Origin of the sequence: Eikenella sp. NML99-0057 (genome assembly GCF_001648535.1) — a bacterium.
Taxonomy (GTDB): Bacteria; Pseudomonadota; Gammaproteobacteria; order Burkholderiales; family Neisseriaceae; genus Eikenella; species Eikenella exigua.
In genome coordinates, this window is record NZ_LXST01000006.1 from 61,246 (window position 1) to 81,473 (window position 20,228).

The 20,228-nt window shown below is 58.1% G+C and carries 14 protein-coding genes and 1 pseudogene; 14 read left to right on the forward strand and 1 reads right to left on the reverse strand.

Annotation, left to right across the window (positions count from 1 at the left end; genetic code table 11):
* Positions 1-205: 205 nt before the first annotated feature.
* From A7Q03_RS07530 to A7Q03_RS07550, 5 genes are all read left to right on the forward strand, one after another.
* Positions 206-1,369 carry an efflux RND transporter periplasmic adaptor subunit gene (locus A7Q03_RS07530; RefSeq protein ID WP_067448704.1) on the forward strand — a complete coding sequence of 388 codons (1,164 nt, stop codon included), beginning with the start codon at positions 206-208 and terminating at the stop codon, positions 1,367-1,369.
* Positions 1,370-1,569: 200 nt separating this feature from the next.
* Positions 1,570-3,507 (forward strand): MacB family efflux pump subunit, encoded by a 1,938-nt coding sequence (locus tag A7Q03_RS07535; protein WP_067448949.1) that lies wholly within the window; start codon positions 1,570-1,572, stop codon positions 3,505-3,507.
* A 124-nt stretch (positions 3,508-3,631) separates the two neighbouring features.
* Positions 3,632-5,077, forward strand: a complete 1,446-nt coding sequence (locus A7Q03_RS07540) for a TolC family protein (protein WP_067448706.1) — start codon at positions 3,632-3,634, stop codon at positions 5,075-5,077.
* Between the two features lie 506 nt (positions 5,078-5,583).
* The gene (locus A7Q03_RS07545) at positions 5,584-7,674 is read left to right on the forward strand and encodes a carbon starvation CstA family protein (protein WP_067440154.1); all 2,091 of its coding nucleotides are present in this window, start codon (positions 5,584-5,586) and stop codon (positions 7,672-7,674) included.
* Entirely contained in the window at positions 7,664-7,870 is a 207-nt protein-coding gene (locus tag A7Q03_RS07550; protein WP_067448708.1) for a YbdD/YjiX family protein, read from the forward strand. Before A7Q03_RS07545 ends, A7Q03_RS07550 begins: the two co-directional genes overlap by 11 nt.
* A 296-nt stretch (positions 7,871-8,166) precedes the next feature.
* Here A7Q03_RS07550 and A7Q03_RS07555 read toward each other — a convergent pair whose 3' ends face one another.
* Complete coding sequence (locus tag A7Q03_RS07555; RefSeq protein WP_067448709.1) at positions 8,167-8,748, reverse strand: LemA family protein; 582 nt, start codon at positions 8,746-8,748, stop codon at positions 8,167-8,169.
* A 952-nt stretch (positions 8,749-9,700) separates the two neighbouring features.
* Here A7Q03_RS07555 and A7Q03_RS07560 point away from each other — a divergent pair.
* The 9 genes and pseudogenes from A7Q03_RS07560 to A7Q03_RS07595 all read left to right on the forward strand — a co-directional run bounded on the left by A7Q03_RS07560 (position 9,701) and on the right by A7Q03_RS07595 (position 20,225).
* Entirely contained in the window at positions 9,701-10,354 is a 654-nt protein-coding gene (locus A7Q03_RS07560; RefSeq protein ID WP_067448710.1) for a class I SAM-dependent methyltransferase, read from the forward strand.
* Positions 10,355-10,465: 111 nt separating this feature from the next.
* Positions 10,466-12,370 (forward strand): ATP-binding cassette domain-containing protein, encoded by a 1,905-nt coding sequence (locus A7Q03_RS07565; protein ID WP_067448712.1) that lies wholly within the window; start codon positions 10,466-10,468, stop codon positions 12,368-12,370.
* Positions 12,371-12,452: 82 nt separating this feature from the next.
* Positions 12,453-12,899: pseudogene (locus A7Q03_RS10635) on the forward strand (glycosyltransferase family 2 protein); the annotation flags it as partial.
* A 75-nt stretch (positions 12,900-12,974) separates the two neighbouring features.
* Complete coding sequence (locus A7Q03_RS07570) at positions 12,975-14,117, forward strand: glycosyl transferase family 2 (protein WP_067448951.1); 1,143 nt, start codon at positions 12,975-12,977, stop codon at positions 14,115-14,117.
* Positions 14,110-14,556 carry a thioesterase family protein gene (locus tag A7Q03_RS07575; RefSeq protein WP_067448713.1) on the forward strand — a complete coding sequence of 149 codons (447 nt, stop codon included), beginning with the start codon at positions 14,110-14,112 and terminating at the stop codon, positions 14,554-14,556. Before A7Q03_RS07570 ends, A7Q03_RS07575 begins: the two co-directional genes overlap by 8 nt.
* A 98-nt stretch (positions 14,557-14,654) precedes the next feature.
* Positions 14,655-15,251, forward strand: a complete 597-nt coding sequence (locus A7Q03_RS07580; protein WP_067448715.1) for an outer membrane lipoprotein carrier protein LolA — start codon at positions 14,655-14,657, stop codon at positions 15,249-15,251.
* A gap of 149 nt (positions 15,252-15,400) precedes the next feature.
* A complete protein-coding gene (locus A7Q03_RS07585; RefSeq protein ID WP_067448717.1) occupies positions 15,401-16,027 on the forward strand; it encodes a DUF4189 domain-containing protein in 627 nt (208 codons plus the stop codon).
* Positions 16,028-16,264: 237 nt separating this feature from the next.
* Positions 16,265-17,920, forward strand: a complete 1,656-nt coding sequence (locus A7Q03_RS07590) for an AMP-binding protein (RefSeq protein ID WP_067448719.1) — start codon at positions 16,265-16,267, stop codon at positions 17,918-17,920.
* The gene (locus A7Q03_RS07595; protein ID WP_067448721.1) at positions 17,913-20,225 is read left to right on the forward strand and encodes an MMPL family transporter; all 2,313 of its coding nucleotides are present in this window, start codon (positions 17,913-17,915) and stop codon (positions 20,223-20,225) included. Before A7Q03_RS07590 ends, A7Q03_RS07595 begins: the two co-directional genes overlap by 8 nt.
* Positions 20,226-20,228: the final 3 nt, after the last annotated feature.

The window sequence follows — 20,228 nt, forward strand, 5'->3', positions numbered from 1 at the left end:
ATTTGAGTCAAGAGGCTACCTGAAACGATTGTGCCTGAGCAGCTGTTTTCAGGTAGCTTTCCCCGCACAAGCCCTAATTTCCGTAAAACCCTGCCAACAAAGTCCCACCGGGGTAAGGATAGGTTAATCAGATGGCACAAACAGCGACAGTTTCCTAGAATAGCCGCATTTCCCAACAGCTGTCGGAAAGGGCAAGCAGAGCAAAATGAAAAAACCATTGAAATGGACGTTGTGGGCAGTGGCTGCGCTGACCATGGGTGCGGCTGGTTATGCCTTTTTGAATCCAAGCAAGCCGCCAACCACCTATCTCACCGAAGAAGTGAAACGTGCCGACGTGCGCCAAACCGTATCCGCCACCGGCGAAATCTCTGCTGCACAGCTGGTAGACGTGGGCGCCCAGGCTTCCGGCCAAATCAAGCACTTGTATGTGAAGCTCGGACAGCATGTGGAAAAAGGCGACCTCATCGCCGAAATCGACTCCACCACCCAGCTCAACACACTGAACACAAACAAGGCCAAGCTGGAAACCTATCAGGCACAGCTCGTATCTGCACGGGTGGCACTGCAAAACGCCGAGCGCAAATACCGCCGCGAGCAGGCCTTGTGGGCGGAAAATGCCACTTCCAAAGAAGAGCTGGAAAGCGCGCAGGGCTCGTATGCCGCCGCCAAGGCGCAGGTGGGCGAGCTGCAATCTTCTATCCGCCAAACCCGCATTGCCATCAACACGGCCGAAGCTGATTTGGGCTACACCCGCATCACCGCGCCGATTTCCGGCACGATGGTTTCAGTGAAAGTGGAAGAAGGGCAAACCGTGAATGCGGCGCAGAGCACACCCGCCATCGGCCAAGTGGCCGATTTGAGCCGCATGCTGAATAAAATGCAGATTGCCGAGGGCGACGTAACCCGCGTGAAAGCCGGCCAAACCCTGCTGTTCACCACCCTGGCCGACCCCAATAGCGAACGGGAATCCAAGTTGGAGAGCATTGATCCGGGCTTGACTACCATGTCGCAAGGCAGCTACACCACTAGCACCGACACTACCAACACCGCCATCTACTACTACGCCCGCGCCCTCGTACCGAACGAAGACGGCAAGCTTGCCATCGGCATGACCACGCAAAACAACATCGTGATCAGTGAAGCCAAAAACGTGCTCACTGTTCCTGCCACCGCCGTGAAGCAGCGCGGCAGCGAGCGCTATGTGCGCGTGTTGAAAGCGGAAAATCAGGTGGAAGAACGCACCATTACCGTGGGCATCAGCGATGGCACACTCACCGAAGTGAAATCGGGCGTGACAGAGGGTGAGAAAGTGATCGTGTCGGAGAGCGATGGCACGGTGAAAGAGTGGCAGGGTGGTCCGCCGATGTAATAAGAGGTGTCAGACAGCAGATGTGCCTGCAGACTACCCGACACTTTCACCGTACTCCTGTCTTAAGTTAAGGCTACCTGAAACCCTCAACCCAAGCCGTATAGACAATTTAGCTTCGCAGCAACTCCGCGGCGCTCTGTTTCAGCTTCGTTGAAGTTATGCTTTCAGGTGGCTCCTGCCACAACAAAATCCGTACGCATATGAACCTAATCGAATGCCGTAATATCAATCGCTATTTTGGTGAAGGCGCCAACCGCGTTCATGTTTTAAAAGACATCAACCTCACCATCCAAAAAGGCGATTTCATCGCCATCATTGGCCAATCTGGCTCCGGTAAATCCACGCTGATGAACATCCTTGGCTGCCTCGACAGCGCCTCTTCCGGTTCGTATCAAATCAATGGTGTGGAAACCGCACAGATGAGCGGTGACGAGCTGGCCGCACTGCGCCGGCGCAAATTCGGCTTCATCTTCCAGCGCTACAACCTCTTGGGCGCATTGAGCGCGCGCGAAAACGTGGCCCTGCCCTCCGTGTATGCCGGCATGGATCAGAAAAAGCGATACGAGCGCGCCACCCGGCTTCTGGCCGATTTGGGTCTGGAAGGCAAAGAAGCCAACCGCCCCAACCAGCTCTCCGGCGGCCAACAGCAGCGTGTTTCCATTGCCCGCGCGCTGATGAACGGCGGTGAAATCATCCTGGCCGACGAGCCCACTGGTGCGCTCGATTCGCACAGCGGCGAAATGGTGATGGAAATCATCTGCGGGCTGCACGCCAAAGGCCACACCATTATTTTAGTTACGCACGACCCGAAAATCGCCGCCTTCGCCAACCGCGTGATTGAAATCAAAGACGGCGAAATCATCGCCGACACCAGCAAAAACGCCGAAATCCCACCCAGCAGCGTGGAAAGCCGCACCGAAAAGCAATCTTGGCTGTTTTATAAAGACCAGTTTGTGGAAGCCTTCAAAATGTCGGTGCAGGCCATCATGGCGCACAAAATGCGCTCCCTGCTCACCATGCTCGGCATCATTATCGGCATTGCTTCAGTGGTATCCGTGGTGGCGCTGGGGCGCGGCACGCAGGAGAAAATCCTTTCCGACATCAGCGCTATCGGTACCAACACCATCGGCGTGTATCCCGGCAAAGGCTTCGGCGACCGCCACCGAGGCCGCATCCGCACGCTTACCATTGCCGATGCCGAAGCCATCGGCAAGCAAAGCTATGTCGATAGCGTTACTCCGACGACCACTTCCAGCGCCACCACCACCTACCACAACACCAACGTTACCGCCCAGCTCTACGGCGCGGGCGAGCAGTATTTCAACGTACGCGGCATCAAGCTCGATCAAGGCCGGCTGTTTAACCAAGACGACGTGGACACCGCCGCGCAAGTCGTCGTTATCGACCCGAACACCCGCAAACAATTGTTCCCGGAAGGCACCAACCCTATCGGCCAAACCATTTTGTTCGGCAAACGCCCGTTGCGTGTGATCGGCATCAGTGCCGAAGACCAAAGCGGCTTCGGCAGCAACGACAGCCTGCAAATGTGGGCGCCCTACACCACGGTGATGAACCGCATTTCCGGCGAACGCTATATCAGCTCGGTAACCGTAAAAATCCGCGACGATGTGAGCACCTCCGTGGCCGAACAGGGCATCAAAGAGCTGCTGCTGGCGCGGCACGGCAAAGAAGATTTCTTCACCAGCAACAGCGATAGCATCAAGCAGACCATCGAAAAAACCACCGGTGCGATGACTCTGCTGATCTCCTGTATCGCCCTGATTTCATTGGTGGTTGGCGGCATCGGCGTGATGAACATCATGCTGGTGTCGGTAACCGAGCGCACCAAGGAAATCGGCGTACGCATGGCTATCGGCGCGCGGCAGGGCAATATTTTGCAGCAGTTTCTGATTGAAGCCGTACTCATCTGCCTCATCGGCGGCGCGGCCGGTATTCTGCTTTCCTATTTAATCGGCTTGGGCTTCAACGCTCTGGCCAGCGAGTTTGCCATGTCATTCTCCACCTGGTCGATTGTGAGCGCGGTGTGCTGCTCCACCTTCATCGGCGTGCTGTTCGGCTTCATGCCCGCCAAAAACGCTTCCAAGCTCAACCCGATTACCGCCCTGTCGCGCGATTAGAGACCCCCCTGGGAGCGTGAGAAGCCACGAAGCTAAAACGCTGCCTGATATTTTCAGGTAGCCTACAACCGGCAACCAAGGCTACCTGAAACCCACCCGACACCCAACCAAGAAACGAGGGTTTATGAACCACACAACCCACCTGCCCATCCGTGCGGCCGCGCTGGCTCTGCTTTTGCTCGCCGGCTGCGCCATCGACCAAACCCCCAACACCCAAATCGGCCTCGCCCAAGCTCAGCGCGATGGCAGCGTACAAACCGCCGCCAGCGAAAGCGGCCACTGCCCCGATCCCGCCGGCTGCGCCTACCAAACTGAAGGCGATTGGTGGCAAACTTTCGGCGACAGCGGGCTCAATGCCTTGGTGGAACAGGCCTTGGCCAACAATGTGGATTTGAAACAGGCCGCCGTCAGCGTGAACAAAGCCCTGTATCAGGCCAACATCCTCGGCGCCAACCTCGTGCCCGAATTCAACGCTTCGCTCGGCGCCAATGCCAACCGCAACCTCGACACCCGCCAAAACAGCCACAGCTACAGCAGCCAGCTCGGCTTAAGCTACGAGCTGGATTTGTGGCGCAAACTCAATGCCGCCGCCTCTGCTCAGGCGTGGGAGCAGCGCGCCACCGAGCAAGATTTGGCCGCCACCCGACTCACCGTAATCAACAATGTGGCCGATGCTTATTTTCAGGTAGCCTATCTCAACGAAGCCATCAAGCTTACCGAAAAAATCATCGAGCAATACAAACAAATCCTGCAAATCGCCCGCAGCAAATACCGCCACGGCCGCGTGGCCTCGGTTGAGGTTACTCAGGCCGAGCAATCCCTGCTCGCCGCCGAAAACAGCCTGCTGTCGCTGCAACAGAGCCGCAGCAACACCGAAGCCACCCTGCGCAATCTGCTCAACCTGCGCCCCGGCCAGACAATGGCCGTGCAGCCCGAATCCTTCCGCCTGCCCGAAGGCGGCAAGCTTGTTTTGAATGTGCCCATCTCCACCCTCGCCGCCCGCCCCGATCTCATCGCCGCCGACTACCGCCTACAGTCCGCCCTCAAAAGCCAGCAGGCGCAATACCGCAGCTGGTATCCCAGCATCACGCTGAACGCCGCGCTGAGTACCGCGTCTGAGCACAGCAAAAACCTATTCAATGTGCCGATATTGGGCGGCAGCGTCAGCCTCAATCTGCCCTTCCTCAACTGGCGCACCATGCACTGGAAAGACCGCAGCGCCGAAGCCGACTTTGACAACGCCAAACTCGCCTTTGAAAAAGCCCTCACTACCGCGCTCAACGAAGTCGACACCAACTACCGCCAATACCGCGCCAGCCGCCAAACATTGGAAAACCAGCGCCGCCGCCACCGGCTCGATGTTGAAAACAGCCGCTACTACCGTGTGCGCTACCAACATGGCCGCAACGAACTCAAAGACTGGCTCTCCGCGCTGAACACCGAATATTCCGGCGCGCAAAGCCTGCTTGAAGCCCGATACCAAGCCTTGCGCTACGAAAGCATGGTGTATAAAGCCATGGCCGGGCGCTACCGGAAAGCCCCTGCCCAAACGGCACAGCCCGCACAGTAGGCGGGGTATCAGGATATCGGCTGAACCACAAAAACCGGACAGGCACACAGCTGTCCGGTTTTGCTGTTTTCAGGCAGCCTATTAGGCTTCGGGCAATCGTCAAAGTGGTAGTGGCCAAAGGCTACCTGAAAGCGTCAGCGTGGCCAAACTCCACAAAGCAATCTTATATAATCTTTCTCCCGACCGATTTTTTGTAAAATCTAATAGGTTACTTTAAATCTATATAGCTGTTTATTGATTTAAGTCAAATCATCCTTGTTTAAGTGCATTTTTGTACTGAATTTAGGCTTTTCTGTCTAAACCATGGCAAAAATAGCAGCTGGCTCTTGAAAATTTAACGTAATTATTTCCACAAATATGTTAAGCTTATACTGTTTGGTAGTTTAAGACGTTTGTGCCTTATTAATGGTACAACGTCCGATTACCGGATAGGGGGCTGCCGAAGTTGGGCAGTACGGCCTGGCCGGACAGCCGTTTTATTTTTGTTGAATCGGAGTGTTGTTATCATGAACAAACTCAAAAGCTTCCTGATATGGGGTGCTGTGGTGCTGGCTGGCTTGGCCTCCTTTACCACTTTGGCTATCCATCGCGGTGAACAGGTAAGTGCAGTCTGGATGGTAATTGCTGCCGTCTCCGTATATGCTATTGCCTACCGCTTTTATAGCCTCTATATTGCCAAAAACGTAATGCAGCTCGATCCCAACCGGCTCACGCCGGCCGAGCGCCACAACGATGGCTTGGACTATGTGCCGACGCACAAAGGTGTGCTGTTCGGCCATCATTTTGCCGCCATTGCCGGCGCCGGCCCCTTGGTAGGCCCAGTACTAGCCGCGCAGATGGGTTATCTACCTGGTACGCTGTGGATTATCTTCGGCGTAGTGTTTGCCGGTGCGGTTCAGGACGCGATGGTATTGTTCGTGTCCATGCGCCGCGACGGTAAATCCTTGGGTGATATAGTTAAACAAGAGCTGGGCACCGTGGCTGGCGTGATTGCCTCCATCGGTATTCTGATGATCATGGTGATCATTATGGCCGTGCTGGCGCTGATTGTGGTGAAAGCCTTGATCCACAGCCCGTGGGGTACCTTCACCATCGCCACCACCATCCCGATTGCCCTGTTTATGGGTATCTACACCCGCTACATCCGTCCAGGCAAAATCGGCGAGATTTCCATCGTCGGCTTTATCTTGCTGGTGTTGGCGATTGTGTATGGTAAAAATGTGGCCGAAAGCTCCTTCGGGCATATCTTCGACTTGGAAGGCTTGTCTATCGCTTGGGCGGTAATGATCTATGGTTTTATCGCTTCCGTACTGCCGGTATGGTTGCTGCTCACTCCGCGCGACTACCTTTCCACCTTCCTGAAAATCGGTACCATCATTGCATTGGCCTTGGGCATCATTATTGTTAGCCCGCCGCTGCAAATGCACGCCGTTACCCGCTTTATCGACGGCTCCGGCCCGGTGTTCTCAGGTAGCCTTTTCCCCTTCCTATTCATTACCATCGCCTGCGGTGCGGTATCCGGTTTCCACGCCCTGATTTCTTCCGGCACCACCCCGAAAATGGTGGAAAACGAAGAACACGTGCGTATGATCGGCTACGGCGGCATGATTATGGAAAGCTTTGTGGCTATTATGGCGCTGGCTGCTGCTGCTTCGCTTGATCCTGGTGTGTATTTCGCCATGAACAGCCCGGCTGCCCTCATCGGCACCGATGCTGCCAATGCCGCACACGTGATCACCACCCAGCTGGGCTTCCCGGTAACTGAGGCCACTCTGCTGCATACTGCCAAAGAAGTGGGCGAACTCACCATCCTGTCCCGTGCAGGCGGTGCGCCGACTCTGGCCGTGGGCATGGCGCACATCATGAGCCAGTTGATTCCCGGCGAAGGCATGATGGCGTTCTGGTATCACTTCGCGCTGCTGTTTGAAGCTCTGTTCATTCTAACTGCAGTGGACGCCGGCACCCGTGTGGCCCGCTTCATGATTCAAGACTTGGGCAGTATCTTCTACAAACCGTTCGGCAACACCGACAGCCTGCCTGCCAACCTGATTGCCACCTTCATAGCCGTGGCTCTGTGGGGCTACTTCCTCTACACCGGGGTAACCGACCCGCTGGGGGGTATTAACTCCCTATGGCCACTGTTCGGTATCGCCAACCAGATGCTAGCAGGCGTGGCCTTGATCCTGTGTACTGTGGTTCTAATTAAGATGAAACGCGACCGCTACATTTGGGTTACTTTGGTACCGTCTATCGGCGTATTAGTGGTGACTTGCTATGCCGGTTGGCAGAAAGTGTTCGATTCCAGCCCACGCATCAGCTTTATGGCTCACGCTGCCAAATATAAAGCAGCCTTGGCCAACGGCGAAATCCTGGCTCCGGCCAAAACCGCCGAAGAAATGAGCCGCATCGCGTTCAACGACTATGTGAACTCCGGCCTGACCGTGCTGTTCTTGGCTGTGGTGGTATTTGTGGCTGTTTACGGCTTCCAGGTAGCCATGAAAGCCCGCAAAGTCGGCTGGGCCACCGCCCATGAAATCCCGCCGGTATTCCGTAACGAAACCGCCGGCGCAAACACCGAGTCCGTGAATGAAGCATAAACTGAAACAGCACCTACATCAGGCTTGGAAAACAGCCAAGTTGACCGCCAACCTGATGGTGGGCGTACCGGATTACGCCAACTATGTGGTACGCCAAAGGCGCTATAACCCCAACGCACCGGTGATGACCGAACAGCAGTTTGCAGATTACTGCCGCAAACGCCGCTGTGGCGCTAACGGCGGCCGCTGCTGCTGACTCTAGCTTTAGCGAAACCAAACCGCTTGAAAGGGCATGTCCTTTCAAGCGGTTTTTCTGCATGCTGCAATTGGCGTTCTACGGGTTATGGTAATGTGTTGTTATTATTGTTCAAAATATTTTCAAGCCTCTTCGCATTTTGAAAGGGCTGCCTGAAAACACTTTTTGCCTTACTATTGTCCTAGCCTGCAGAGCACATATAGCTGGAGCAACTTGTCACCCATGCAAAAACCACATCAGCCTTGGGCATACCGAATGGATTCAAAAAGGCTACCTGAAAACCTCATTATCTACCCTTAAAACCGCACCTCAGGCGGCACTTGGTGTTTGGCGCGGTCGGGAAACTCCAAAAGCTGTGCCGGCTGCCGGTGCCCGAAATAGGCGGCGATAATGCTGTGCGGAAACAGCTGGCGCAGCGTGTTGTAGCCCATGGCCGCGTCGTTGTAGGCCTGGCGGGCGAAGGCGATACGGTTTTCCGTGCTGGTAATTTCCTCGGCCAGCTGGCGCATATTGGCAGCAGCCTGCAAATCTGGATAGGCCTCAAGCTGCACCATCAAGCTGCGCACAGCTTGGGTGAGCAGGGTTTCGGCAGCAGAAAGCTGCGCCACCGCTTCCGCATTTTCCGGCCGCGCACCACCCAGCACGCCAGCGGCCTGATTGCGCGCCTGCGTAACCTGTGTAAAGGTGTCATTTTCGTGTTTCAGGTAGCCTTTGGCGGCAGCCACCAAATTGGGAATCAGGTCATGCCGACGTTGCAGCTGAACGCCGATTTGGGAGAAGGCGTTGCGGTATTGGTTTTGCGAAATCACTAAACGGTTGTACACCATCACGCCCACCACACTCAACGCGGCCGATAAAAGAAGGACAATCCACAACATGAGGCTCTCCTAAGTGTTAAAATTAACATTTCAATATTATCACAAAATTTCGTACGAACAACGGTTTGAATGGTTTTCAGGTAGCCTGAACCACAAAATCGCCCTACGCAACCACAGGATAACCGACCTTGACTGAAAAACTAAATAATGCAGACTTTAATTACGCTTGCTTGGACAAAATAGAAACGCTATTAAAGAAGCCTTGGAATTGGCTGTCAGCCTAATCAAATTCCTGAATAGATCCCATGATGATGACTATAATCGCTATCGGCGAGGCTCATCCGCATTTAAACGAGCCAGAGCAGACGTTCGAAATGCTCAATAAGGCTCATCAGCCAAGCAAGGCTCACGCATTCAAAGGGCATGATGATGCTTGGGAATTTCATAAACCGTACAACACATAGACCGAATTTCGAGCCTGGAACCCCTGTCAGGCTGCCGGAAAGCTTGATTTTTAGACGGCTTTTGCCTGCCCAACACCACCCGCCGCAAAAATGTACCACGACAAAGAAATCCACAGTCACCACCACAACCCTACCGCACAAACGCTGCAACTGTTTTTAAAACAACGGAGAAACACTGTTATTCCAAAACGTTGCTTATTTTTAGTTTGAAAACATCCGCCTACAAAATGGATTTTGGATTTGGAAAGTATTACCGTACACCAAATTACGGCAAACAATATTGCCAACTTTCCCACATTGGCGTTTTACCAAACTGCCGACACCCCATACATGTATCTTTCATGGGCTCATCCGCAGGGGCTGTAGGTTATATTATCTGTCGCGGCAAGCCATAAGCTATGAGCAAGGTGGACACTTGCTACCCGCACGTTTTGTATTTGGGGCTACCTGAAACCGCATAAGCATAAATGCCCACCCTACAACAATCGGCAATTTGTATCATCTGCCTACACTACACCTGCTTAAACTACAGACATTAAGGAGCCATAATGGAATTATCCGCTGAACAAACTGCCGCCCAACTGCGCTGTCCGCACGATGAAGCGGGAGTGCTTTTCGGGCAGGTGATGAACCTGCGCAACCTGGCCCAAATCATCAGCGCGTTCACCGCCGCCCGCCTGCGAAACAGCGACAAGATCTTAGAAACCGGCTGCGGCAACGGCGGTCTGCTGGGCTACATCCTGTCGCAGGCGAACGACCTGCACTACACCGGCTTGGAAATTTCGCCATTGATGTGTGAGCAAGCGCAGGCATTCAACGCGCCGTTTATTGCCGCAGGGCAGGCAGATTATTTGCTGTATGACGGCGGCGCGCTGCCCTTTACCGATGCCGCGTTCGATAAAACCGTGTCAGTCAACACTGTCTATTTTTGGGACGATGCGCCGCTCATGTTGTCCGAATTCTGTCGCGTGCTGAAACCCGCCGGCCGACTGTGCCTGAATTTTTGTGAAAAAGAATTCATGTCCAAATTGCCGTTTGCAGCTCACGGCTTCACGTTCTACAACGCCACCGACATCCATGCCCTAACTGACAACCTGCCGTTGCGTTGCGTACTTGAACAGCGCAGCCGCGATTGGGCAGTCAGCAAAAGCGGCAAACTGGTACGGCGTGAATTTGTGGATTTGGTATTTGAGCGGATGTAGCAGCGGTAGGTCAGATACTTGTATCCGACCTACCGCCTGCAGGCTGCCTGAAACCCCATCTGGAAACCAAATGCAGGCTGCAACCCTGAAACATCCACCCCAAGGACACCCATGACCATCCTCCAAGCCGAAAACCTATCCTTCGCCTTCGGGCACGTCGCGCTGCTCGACAAAGCGTCTTTCCAACTGGCTGCGGGCGACAAAGTCGGGCTTATCGGGCGCAACGGCGCGGGCAAATCCAGCCTGCTGAAAATCCTCGCCGGCGTGCAGAAGCCCGACGACGGCCGGCTCATCCTGCAAAACGGGCTGAAAACCGTGTATGTGCCGCAGGAGAGCTTTTTCGACGGCGCGGCCGCCGTGTTCGACATTGTGTCCGAAGGGCTGGGCAGCCTGCGCGGCGTGCTGCGGCGTTACCACGAAATCGGCCGCAAACTGGCCAACGGGCAGAACGACAGCCTCATCAAAGAATTGAACGAACTGCAAAACCAAATCGAAGCGCAAAACGGCTGGCAGTTCGATGCGCTGGTGAGCCAAACCATTGGCGAGCTGGGGCTACCTGAAAATGAGAAAATCGCCAATTTGTCCGGCGGGCAGAAAAAGCGTGTCGCGCTGGCGCAGGCATGGGTGCAGAAGCCCGACATCCTGCTGCTGGACGAGCCGACCAACCATTTGGACATCGACGCGATTTTGTGGCTGGAAAACCTGCTGAAAAACTTTTCAGGCAGCCTGATTGTGATTACCCACGACCGCCGTTTTTTGGACAATGTGGCCAACCGCATCGTCGAACTCGACCGAGGCAGCCTGCGCTCTTATCCCGGCTCGTTCGCCAAATACAGCGAGAAAAAAGCGGAAGAACTGGCCGTAGAAGCCGAACACAACCGCCTGTTCGACAAATTCCACGCGCAGGAAGAGGCGTGGATTCGCAAAGGCATCGAAGCGCGGCGCACGCGCAACGAAGGGCGGGTTAAGCGTTTGGAAGAATTGCGGAAACAGCGCGCGGCGCGGCGCGAACGGCAGGGGCAGGTGTCGTTCAAGCTGGACGCGGGCGAGAAAAGCAGCAAAATTATCGCCGAACTGGAACACGCCTCGTTTGCGTACGGCAACAAAATGATTATGAAAGATTTTTCCGCCGTGATTCAGCGCGGCGACAAAATCGGCCTGATTGGCGCGAACGGCATCGGCAAAACCACGTTTTTGAAGCTGATTTTGGGCGAACTCGCGCCCAACGGCGGCAAAATCCGCCTCGGCAGCAAGCAGGAAGTGGCGTATTTCGACCAGTTCCGCAGCGCGCTGAACGAAAACGACACCGTGTTCTACACGCTCGGCCAGGGCAACGATTATGTGGAAATCGGCGGCAAAAAGCGGCATGTGATGGGCTATCTGGAAGACTTCCTGTTCCACCCTGCCCGCGCCCAATCTCCCGTGTCGTCGCTCTCCGGCGGCGAGCGCAACCGCCTGCTGCTGGCCAAACTGTTCACCCGCCCCGCCAATATTCTGGTGCTGGACGAGCCGACCAACGATTTGGACATCGACACGCAAGAACTGCTGGAAGAGCTGCTGCGCGATTACGCCGGCACCGTGTTCCTCGTCAGCCATGACCGTATGTTTTTAGACAACGTGATTACGCAGAGCATTGTATTTGAAGGGGAAGGCCGTCTGAAAGAATACATCGGCGGCTATCAGGACTATGCCGACGCAAAAGCACGCGAAGACAAAGTGCAGGCTGCCACCGCCGCCAAGCCAGAAAAACAGCCGGAAAAAGACAAGCCCAAGCCCAACCGCAGCGTGAAGCTGTCGTACAAAGAACAGCGCGAACTCGACGCCCTGCCCGACGAAATTACCGCGCTGGAAGCCGAACAGGCCGATTTGAACACCCGGCTTTCCGACCCGGAAATCTTCAGAGATTACGAAAAAGCAAGCAGCCTGCAAGCGCGGGCGGAAGAAATTGAAATGCTGCTGCTGGAGAAATTGGAGCGGTGGGAGATGCTGGAAGGGAAGCAGAACGGGGAGAGTTGAGTTTGGCTTCGTTGAAGCTGCGCTTTCAGGTAGCCCTTCCGCCCTTTTGCTACAATCCAGCCTTTCCCACCGCCGCCCAATCATGAAGCTCCTCGCCATCATTCCCCACTACCGCCACCTCAGCACACTGCCGCAGGTGGTTTCCGCCCTGCGCCATTGCGGCCTGCCCGTTTTGGTGGTGGACGACGGCTCGGGCGAAGACTGCCGCGCCGGTTTGGAGGCGTTGCGTGGCGAGGGCGTTCAGGTGGCCTTCCGGCCGGTGAACGGCGGTAAAGGCAGCGCGATGAAATGGGGCTTCAAGCTGGCGGCGGAGCAAGGTTTCAGCCACGTTTTGCAGATTGATGCCGACGCGCAGCACAGCTTCGCCGACATCCCGCGTTTTGTCGAAACCGCGCGTGAAAGGCCGCAGGCCGTAGTGTGCGGGCGGCCGGTATACGACGGAGACGTGCCTAAATCGCGCCTCTACGGCCGCAAAATCACCGATTTTTGGAACGTGCTGCACACTTGGTCGTTCGACATCAAAGACGGCATGTGCGGCTTCCGCGTTTATCCGCTGGAGGCCGTTTTGCCCATCCAATACGGCGGCGGCATCATCGGCGAGCGCATGGATTTCGACAACGAAATCCTCATTCGCCTGCATTGGTCGGGCGCGCCCTTCGTGTGGCTGGACACGCCCGTGCGCTACGAAGCGGGTGGCGTATCGCACTTCAACCTGCGCCGCGACAACCTGCTCATCAGCAAAATGCATGCCCGCCTGTTTTGCGGCATGGTTGCCCGCCGCCTCGGCCGCCTTTTCAGACGGCCTCAAGCCGCACAAACCGAACAGGCGCATTGGTCGGCACAGCGCGAACGCGGCCACCGCCTCTTCCTCAAGATTACCGAATGGCTGGTGCGCTACCTGCCCCTGTGGCCGGTGCACGATATCGCCGCCCTCGTTGCCGCCTATTTCTACCTCACTTCCGCCGCCCAACGCCGCAGCGTGCGCCAATATCAAGGCTACCTGAAAACTAGTTTCCCCGCCGCACCGCTGCCCGCGTGTTTCCCCGTATACCGCCAATTCGCCGCCTTCGGCCAAGCCGTGGCTGACCGCTTTGCCGTGTGGCAGCATAAAATTACCGTGCCCGACCTCGTGGTGGAAGACCCCGACAACCTGTATGCCGATATAGACAACCACAACGTACGCGGCCAAATCCTCATCTGCTCGCATCTGGGCAACATCGAAGTGTGCCGCGCCCTCGTCTCCCACCACCAAGGCTTCAAACTCAATGTGCTCGTGCACAACGCCCACGCCGAAGATTTCAACCGCGCCCTCAAAGCCGCCGGTGCCAGCGATTTGCAGCTGATTCAGGTAGCCGAGCTCGACGCCGCCAAAATGCTCCAACTCTCGCAAAAACTCGATGCCGGAGAGTGGCTCGCCATCGCCGCCGACCGCACCCCCGTGCGCGGCAACAAAACCGTGCCGGTAAACTTCCTCGGCCACACCGCCCGCCTGCCGCAAGGCCCCTGGCTGCTCGCCGGCCTGCTACACGCATCCACCAACACCGTCTTCGCGTTAAAAGAACACGGCCGCTACCACCTCTGCCTCAAACGCTTCCGGCCCGCCCCTGGCTGGACAGCCGCCACCCGCAAACAAGTGATCGAAAACATGGCGCAACAGTACGCCGACGTCTTGGCCGCCCACGCCGCGCGCGCCCCCCTGCAATGGTTCAACTTCTACGACTTCTGGAGCAACACCCCACATGGCTAAACACATCTACTGCCGCCACCACACCGAGATCGAAGTCCCCTTTTTCGACGTAGACGTGATGCAGATCGTCTGGCACGGCCACTATGTCAAATACCTCGAAATCGCCCGTTGCGCCCTGCTCGATGCCATCGGCTACAACTACACCGTCATGCTCAAACACGGCCACACCTGGCCAGTGGTGAAGCTCGACCTCAAATACATCCGCCCCGCCCGCTTCGGCCAGAAAATCCGCGTGGAGATGGCCGTCACCGAATACGAAAGCTGCCTGCGCATCGACTACATCCTGCGCGACGCAGAAAGCGGCATCAAACTCACCCAAGCCCACACCACCCAAGTTGCCCAGCGCATCGACAACAGCGAAATGCAGTTCCAAACCCCCGCAAGCTGGCAACAGGCCGTGCGACAGTTTGCAGGATTCGTGCCCTTGGCCAAGGATTGAGGCTACCTGAAACCCCGCGCCCTCCTCACACTGCACGCCTTCCCCGCAAATCCACTATACTATGCTTCCCTTCCCACTCCCCGCATAACCCCGGCACCATGAAAAAACTCCTCCTCAGCCTCTTCCTTTCCCTTGCCGTCCTCCCTGCGCTTGCCTTCAGCACCGCCGAGCTCACCACGCAGCTGCAAGCCCCGCAGAGCGTGCAGGGCGGGTTTATCCAGCAGCGTTTTTTGCGCTCGATGGACAAACCCGTGCAAACCGGCGGCCGCTTCGCCCTGCGCCCCGGCCGCGGCCTGTTTTGGCATCTGCAAAAACCGTTTGAAATGAAACTGCGCGTGCGGCGCGACGGCATCAGCCGCCAAGATGCGCAAGGGCAGTGGCGCGCCAACGGCAGCCAAACCGCGCAGGCCGCACAAGTGAAACTCTTCATGGCCGTGCTCGGCGGCGACACGGCCGAGCTGCAACGCCATTTCAACCTCGCCCTTTCCGGCAACGCCCGGCAATGGCAGCTCACCCTCACCCCGAAAACCGCCGTGATGCGCCAGGTGTTCAACAAAATCGTTATCAACGGCGGCCAGCTGGTGCAGAAAGTGGAGCTGGATGAAAAACAGGGCGACCGCATCGTGATGCAGTTTAACCAGCTGCAAACCAACCGGCCCCTCAACCCCGCCGCCCAACAAGCCTTGGGCGAATAAGCCAAGCCAGAAATCACTTTTAACTACGCGGGAGCTGCGTTTTCAGGTAGCCTTCAAGCAGCGGGATAGATGTTTACAATATCTTGTTTTTTGTTACAATCCGATCATCGGCAATACCCTTATTCCCCTTTCCAAACAGGAGCGGCAAGATGAAGCAAACCATGATGAACACGGCAGCGGGCGTATTGGCGGTGCTGCTATTGGGCAGTGCGGGCTTGGCTTGGGCACAACTCACACCAGCGCAAATTCAGCAACAAGAATTCCAGCGGCAGCAAAACGAAATCGGTATGTATTACCAACAGCAGCAGAATAATCAGCAAGCTACTCCACGCGGCCCCACCGCCGCCGAAATACGCGCCTGGGAGCAGCGCGAGGCGGAGGTGCAAGCCGAAATCGCGGAACTGCGCCGCACGCCGTTTTATATGACCATCATCAATGATTTCGGTGTAGATAGTATCTGGTGGACAGGTGGACATTACAATAGGCAGCGTGCTATTGACGAGGCTATGAAGCATTGCCAAACCGATAAATGCCAAGTACTGACCACTTTTAGTAACACTTGCGCTGTCATGACTTTCCCTTCCGGCATCCGACGCAGCTCTGCGGGCGATTTCTTCTTCGGTTATGACCGAGATCACAACAGGGCGGCAGAAAAATCCATTCGTGCCTGCGAAGCCCGCCACGGTAAAGGCAACTGCCTGTATTCATCCGCCGAAACCAAGCACGGCACCGCCTTCTGTACTGGCTACGATTACAGTATCTACGGCCAGCATTAAGCCAGTTACAGCCAAAAGGCTACCTGAAATTTCAGGTAGCCTTTTGCCAAGCGTAGCCTGCACAAGTGACTTGCAGCTTCCGCCGCCCATGTGCCACTTCGTTTTATTTTTCGGCCCGCAGGGACTTCGGCCCACCGTTCCAAGCCTAACAGCGGCTGCCTATACGACACTTTTCAGATAGCCCCTAAAGCTGCCTGAAACACCGCCAATCCCTTATCCAACATCCAACCCGAAACCATGTCCATACTCCCGCTTTTAAACCGTTCCCCCGATTCCCTGTTGGCCGAAGGCTGGACAGCCTCGCAGTTTTCCGCCGCCACGCTCTCGCTGGCCGCGCGTTTGCGTGCACACAAGGTGCAGGCCGCCGCGCTGTGGTTCGACGATGCGGCGCGGCTTGCTTCCGCGCTGCTGGCCGCGTGGCTGGCGGGCGCGGAGGTGTATCTGCCGCCGAATCTGGCGGAGGAAAACCGCCGTTGGGCGGAAGCGGGCGGGGCGGTGTGGTTGAGCGACGTGCCGGAAGTTTCAGACGGCCTCTGGCTGTACGACGGGGCGGCGGAGCAGGCGGCCACACCGGCGGAAGCGTTGGAATGGCCGCGTGAAAACGTGCTGTATCTGAAAACTTCCGGCTCTTCGGGCGAAGCGAAGGTGGAAACCAAAACCCGCGCACAGATGCTGGCCGAAGCGGCGGCGCTGGCCGACAGGCTACCTGAAAGCTGGCACGGCTTGGCTGCCGTGGGCAGCGTGAGCCCGCAGCATTTATACGGGCTGACTTTCCGCGTGTTCGTGTCGCTGGCGGCGGGCTGGGCAATCGGGCGGCGGCAGTGCGTGTATCCCGAATTGCTGCTGGCCGATTCGCGCCGCGAGTGCGTGTGGATTGCCAGCCCCGCGCTGTTGAACCGTTTGGGCGAAGGGCGAGATTGGGCGCGGCTGCGGCAGCATGTGCGCGGCATCATCAGCGCGGGCGGAATGCTGCCGGCGGCCACCGCCGCGCTGCTGCAAGAGAAGCTGGGCTTTGCGCCGCACGATGTGTACGGCAGCACGGAAACCGGCGTCATCGCGCTGCGGCAGGGCGGCGCTTGGGAACTGCTGCCCGAAGTGGAGGCTTCGGTGAACGAAGAAAACATTTTTCAGGTAGCCTCACCGTGGAGCGGCGGGGTGCGGCAAACCGCCGATGCGGTGCGGCTGGACGGCCGCCGGCTGGAGCTGCTCGGCCGCCAAGACCGCATCATCAAGCTGGAAGACAAGCGCGTGTCGCTGGCGCAGCTGGAGCACGATTTGCTCGCCCACGCCTGGGTGGCCGACGCGCATTGCGCCCGCCATCCGCAGCACGGCCGGATTGCCGCCTGGGCGGCACTTTCCGCCGAGGGCATTGCCGCGCTGCACGAGCAGGGGCGCGCCGCCGTGGTGCAAACCCTGAAACAGCATCTGGCCAAAACGCAAGACACCGCCGCGCTGCCGCGCTATTGGCGTTTTGCCGCCGCCTTGCCGCGCAACCCGCAGGCGAAAATCCGCGAGCAGGATTTTCAGGTAGCCTTTACTCAGCCACAAACCGCGCCGCAGTGGGCTTTGCTGCACGCAAACGAAGAAACGCGCGAATATGCGTTTGAAGGCACGGTGCCGCTGGATTTGACTTATTTCGGCGGCCATTTCGCCGATTTCCCGCTGGTGCCCGGCGTAATCGAAATGCAGTGGGCGATGGATTTGGCGGCACGCTTCGACTGGGGCAGAAAACCAGTGCAACACATCGAAAACCTGAAATACCAACACTTTGTGCGCCCGCACGACACCGTGCAGCTCACGCTGCGGCACGACGCGGCGAAAAATAAAATCCATTTCGCCATCAGGCAGGGCGACACGCCTTGCGCTTCGGGCAGGGTGGCGCTGCATGACTAGGCTCGCGTGGCTGTATGCCCTGCTGCTGGCCTTCGCCGCCGCGTGGCTGGGCTGGGGCTTGGCGCAGGGAGGCCGTCTGCAAACCGACCTCACCGCACTGTTGCCCGCCGACGCGCAGGTGGACGCAGTGTGGCGCGCGGCAGACGAAGCGGGCGAAAAACAGCTCAACGGCCAAATCCTGCTCTTGGTGGGCAGCGAAAATGCCGACCGCGCCTTCGCCGCCGCCGAACAAGTGGCCGACCGCTGGCAGAAAAGCGGCCTGTTCGCCGCGGTGGACAGCCGCCTAAACCCCGATTTGGCACAACTGCGGCAGGAAATCCGCAGCCTCGGCATGAACGCCCTGCCGCGCGAACAGCAACAGCTGCTCTTGCACGACCCCGCCGCCTATTTCCAACAGCGCGCCGAAGACGCGGCCAATCCGTTTGCCGCGCAAATCGTGCCGCTGGAAGACGACTGGCTCGGCTTCGCCCGCTTCGTGCAGCAAAAACAGCCTTCCAGCCGCCTGCAATGGCACAGCGGCAACGGCATGATGTATAGCGAACAAGACGGCATCACTTGGGTGTGGCTGCGCGCCAGGCTACCTGAAAAAGCCACCGCCGATCAGGCCGAACGCCTGCTGCCACTCTTGGCCGATTCCCGCGCCCAAGCCGAGCGCGGCGGCTACCGCCTGCTGGCCGCCGGCGGCGCATTGTTTGCCGCCGAAGCCAAAACCCAATCCGAACGCGAAAGCGGCCTGATGTCTACCATCGGCCTGTCGCTCACCTTCGCCCTGCTATTGGCCGTATTCCGCAGCCCGCGCGTGTTTGCGCTGATATTGCCGCTGGGCGCGGGCATGCTGCTCGGCGCGGCCGCCGTGGTGGGCGCGTTCGGCCACATCCACATCCTCACCGTCGTGATCGGCACCAGCCTGGTGGGGATGCTGGTGGACTTCCCGCTGCACTGGCTCACACCCTCCGTGTTTTCGCCCAACTGGGCGGCCAAAGAAGCTATGCGCCGCGTCCTGCCCGCCTTCCTCGCCGGGCTGGGCATCACCGCCACCGGCTACCTGCTGCTCGCCTTCACGCCGCTGCCCGTGCTGCGCCAAACCGCCGTGTTTTCCGTGGCCGCGCTCGGTGGCGCGTTTGCCGCCACCGTGCTCCTGCTACCGCCGCTGTTTCATGGCTACCGCCCCCGCGCCGCTTGGTTCGCCGCCGCTATGCACAAGCTCGCCGCCGCCCGCCTGCACTGGCTGCTCCTGCCCATCCTGCCGCTGGCCGCCGCAGGCTACCTGAAAACCGATTGGCGCGACGACATCCGCGACTGGGCGGCCCTGTCGCCCCGGCTCATCGCCGAAATGCGCCAAGTGGCCGACATCAGCGGCAACGACACTGGCGGCCGCAGCATTCTCGTGCAGGCCGACAACGCAGACGAACTCTTGCGCCGCAGCGCACAAGTGGAAGCCGCCCTGCAACCCTTGGTCGGCAAAGGCGAGCTCGGCGGCGTGCAGTCGCTTAACCAATGGCTGCTGCCCGCCGAAGAGCAGCAAGCCCTGCTCGCCCAACTGCGCCGCCTGGCCGAACAGCCCGCCTCCGCCGCCAACCCCATGCTCCAGCTCGGCCTGAAGCCCGACACCATCCAAACCGCCCTGCAGCAAGCCGCCGCGCAACCCGTCGTCCCTCTTAATCAAGCCTTAAGCGGGCAGACCGCCGAAGCCTGGCGCACCCTCTATCTGGGCAATATCCAAGGCCAAGAAGCCGCCCTCGTGCGCGTGCAAGGCCTGAACGATGCCGCCGCCGTGCAAACTGCGCTGGCCGCACTGCCCTGCAACCAAGCCGGCACCTGCGCCCGGCTGGTGGACAAACGCGCCCATCTGAACGAACTCTTCCGCCACACCCGCAACCACACCGCCTGGCTCAAACTCGCCTCTTTCGCCTTGGCCTGGCTCGTGCTGAGGCGCATCTTCGGCGCACGGCGCGGCAGCCTCATCCTCGCCGTGCCCATGATTTCCGCCGCCGCCACCGTCGGCCTGCTCGGCTGGCTCGGCCTGCCCATCAGCCTGTTCGCCATGTTCGGCCTGCTCTTGGTAGCCGCCGTGGGCGCGGACTACGCCGTCTACGCCCTCACCGCCCGCGAAACCCCCGCCGTCAAACTCGGCGGCATCCTCCTCGCCGCCCTCACCACTGCCATCTCCTTCCTGCTGCTCGCCATCAGCACCACCCCCGCCGTCGCCGCCTTCGGCATCACCGTATCGCTCGGCGTGGGACTGAACGTATTGCTCTCGGCCTGGCTGCTGAAGAAGGAAGGCGCAGGGCGGGAGGCCGTCTGAAAG

Excerpts from the sequence above, each read along its gene's own strand:
- A7Q03_RS07540 (WP_067448706.1), top strand. The coding sequence starts at position 3,632 with ATGAACCACACAACCCACCTGCCCATCCGTGCGGCCGCGCTGGCTCTG.
- A7Q03_RS07560 (WP_067448710.1), top strand. The coding sequence starts at position 9,701 with ATGGAATTATCCGCTGAACAAACTGCCGCCCAACTGCGCTGTCCGCAC.
- A7Q03_RS07565 (WP_067448712.1), top strand. The coding sequence starts at position 10,466 with ATGACCATCCTCCAAGCCGAAAACCTATCCTTCGCCTTCGGGCACGTC.
- A7Q03_RS07535 (WP_067448949.1), top strand. The coding sequence starts at position 1,570 with ATGAACCTAATCGAATGCCGTAATATCAATCGCTATTTTGGTGAAGGC.
- A7Q03_RS07570 (WP_067448951.1), top strand. The coding sequence starts at position 12,975 with ATGGATTTCGACAACGAAATCCTCATTCGCCTGCATTGGTCGGGCGCG.
- A7Q03_RS07555 (WP_067448709.1), bottom strand. The coding sequence starts at position 8,748 with ATGTTGTGGATTGTCCTTCTTTTATCGGCCGCGTTGAGTGTGGTGGGC.
- A7Q03_RS07595 (WP_067448721.1), top strand. The coding sequence starts at position 17,913 with ATGACTAGGCTCGCGTGGCTGTATGCCCTGCTGCTGGCCTTCGCCGCC.
- A7Q03_RS07550 (WP_067448708.1), top strand. The coding sequence starts at position 7,664 with ATGAAGCATAAACTGAAACAGCACCTACATCAGGCTTGGAAAACAGCC.
- A7Q03_RS07585 (WP_067448717.1), top strand. The coding sequence starts at position 15,401 with ATGAAGCAAACCATGATGAACACGGCAGCGGGCGTATTGGCGGTGCTG.
- A7Q03_RS07590 (WP_067448719.1), top strand. The coding sequence starts at position 16,265 with ATGTCCATACTCCCGCTTTTAAACCGTTCCCCCGATTCCCTGTTGGCC.
- A7Q03_RS07580 (WP_067448715.1), top strand. The coding sequence starts at position 14,655 with ATGAAAAAACTCCTCCTCAGCCTCTTCCTTTCCCTTGCCGTCCTCCCT.
- A7Q03_RS07575 (WP_067448713.1), top strand. The coding sequence starts at position 14,110 with ATGGCTAAACACATCTACTGCCGCCACCACACCGAGATCGAAGTCCCC.
- A7Q03_RS07545 (WP_067440154.1), top strand. The coding sequence starts at position 5,584 with ATGAACAAACTCAAAAGCTTCCTGATATGGGGTGCTGTGGTGCTGGCT.
- A7Q03_RS07530 (WP_067448704.1), top strand. The coding sequence starts at position 206 with ATGAAAAAACCATTGAAATGGACGTTGTGGGCAGTGGCTGCGCTGACC.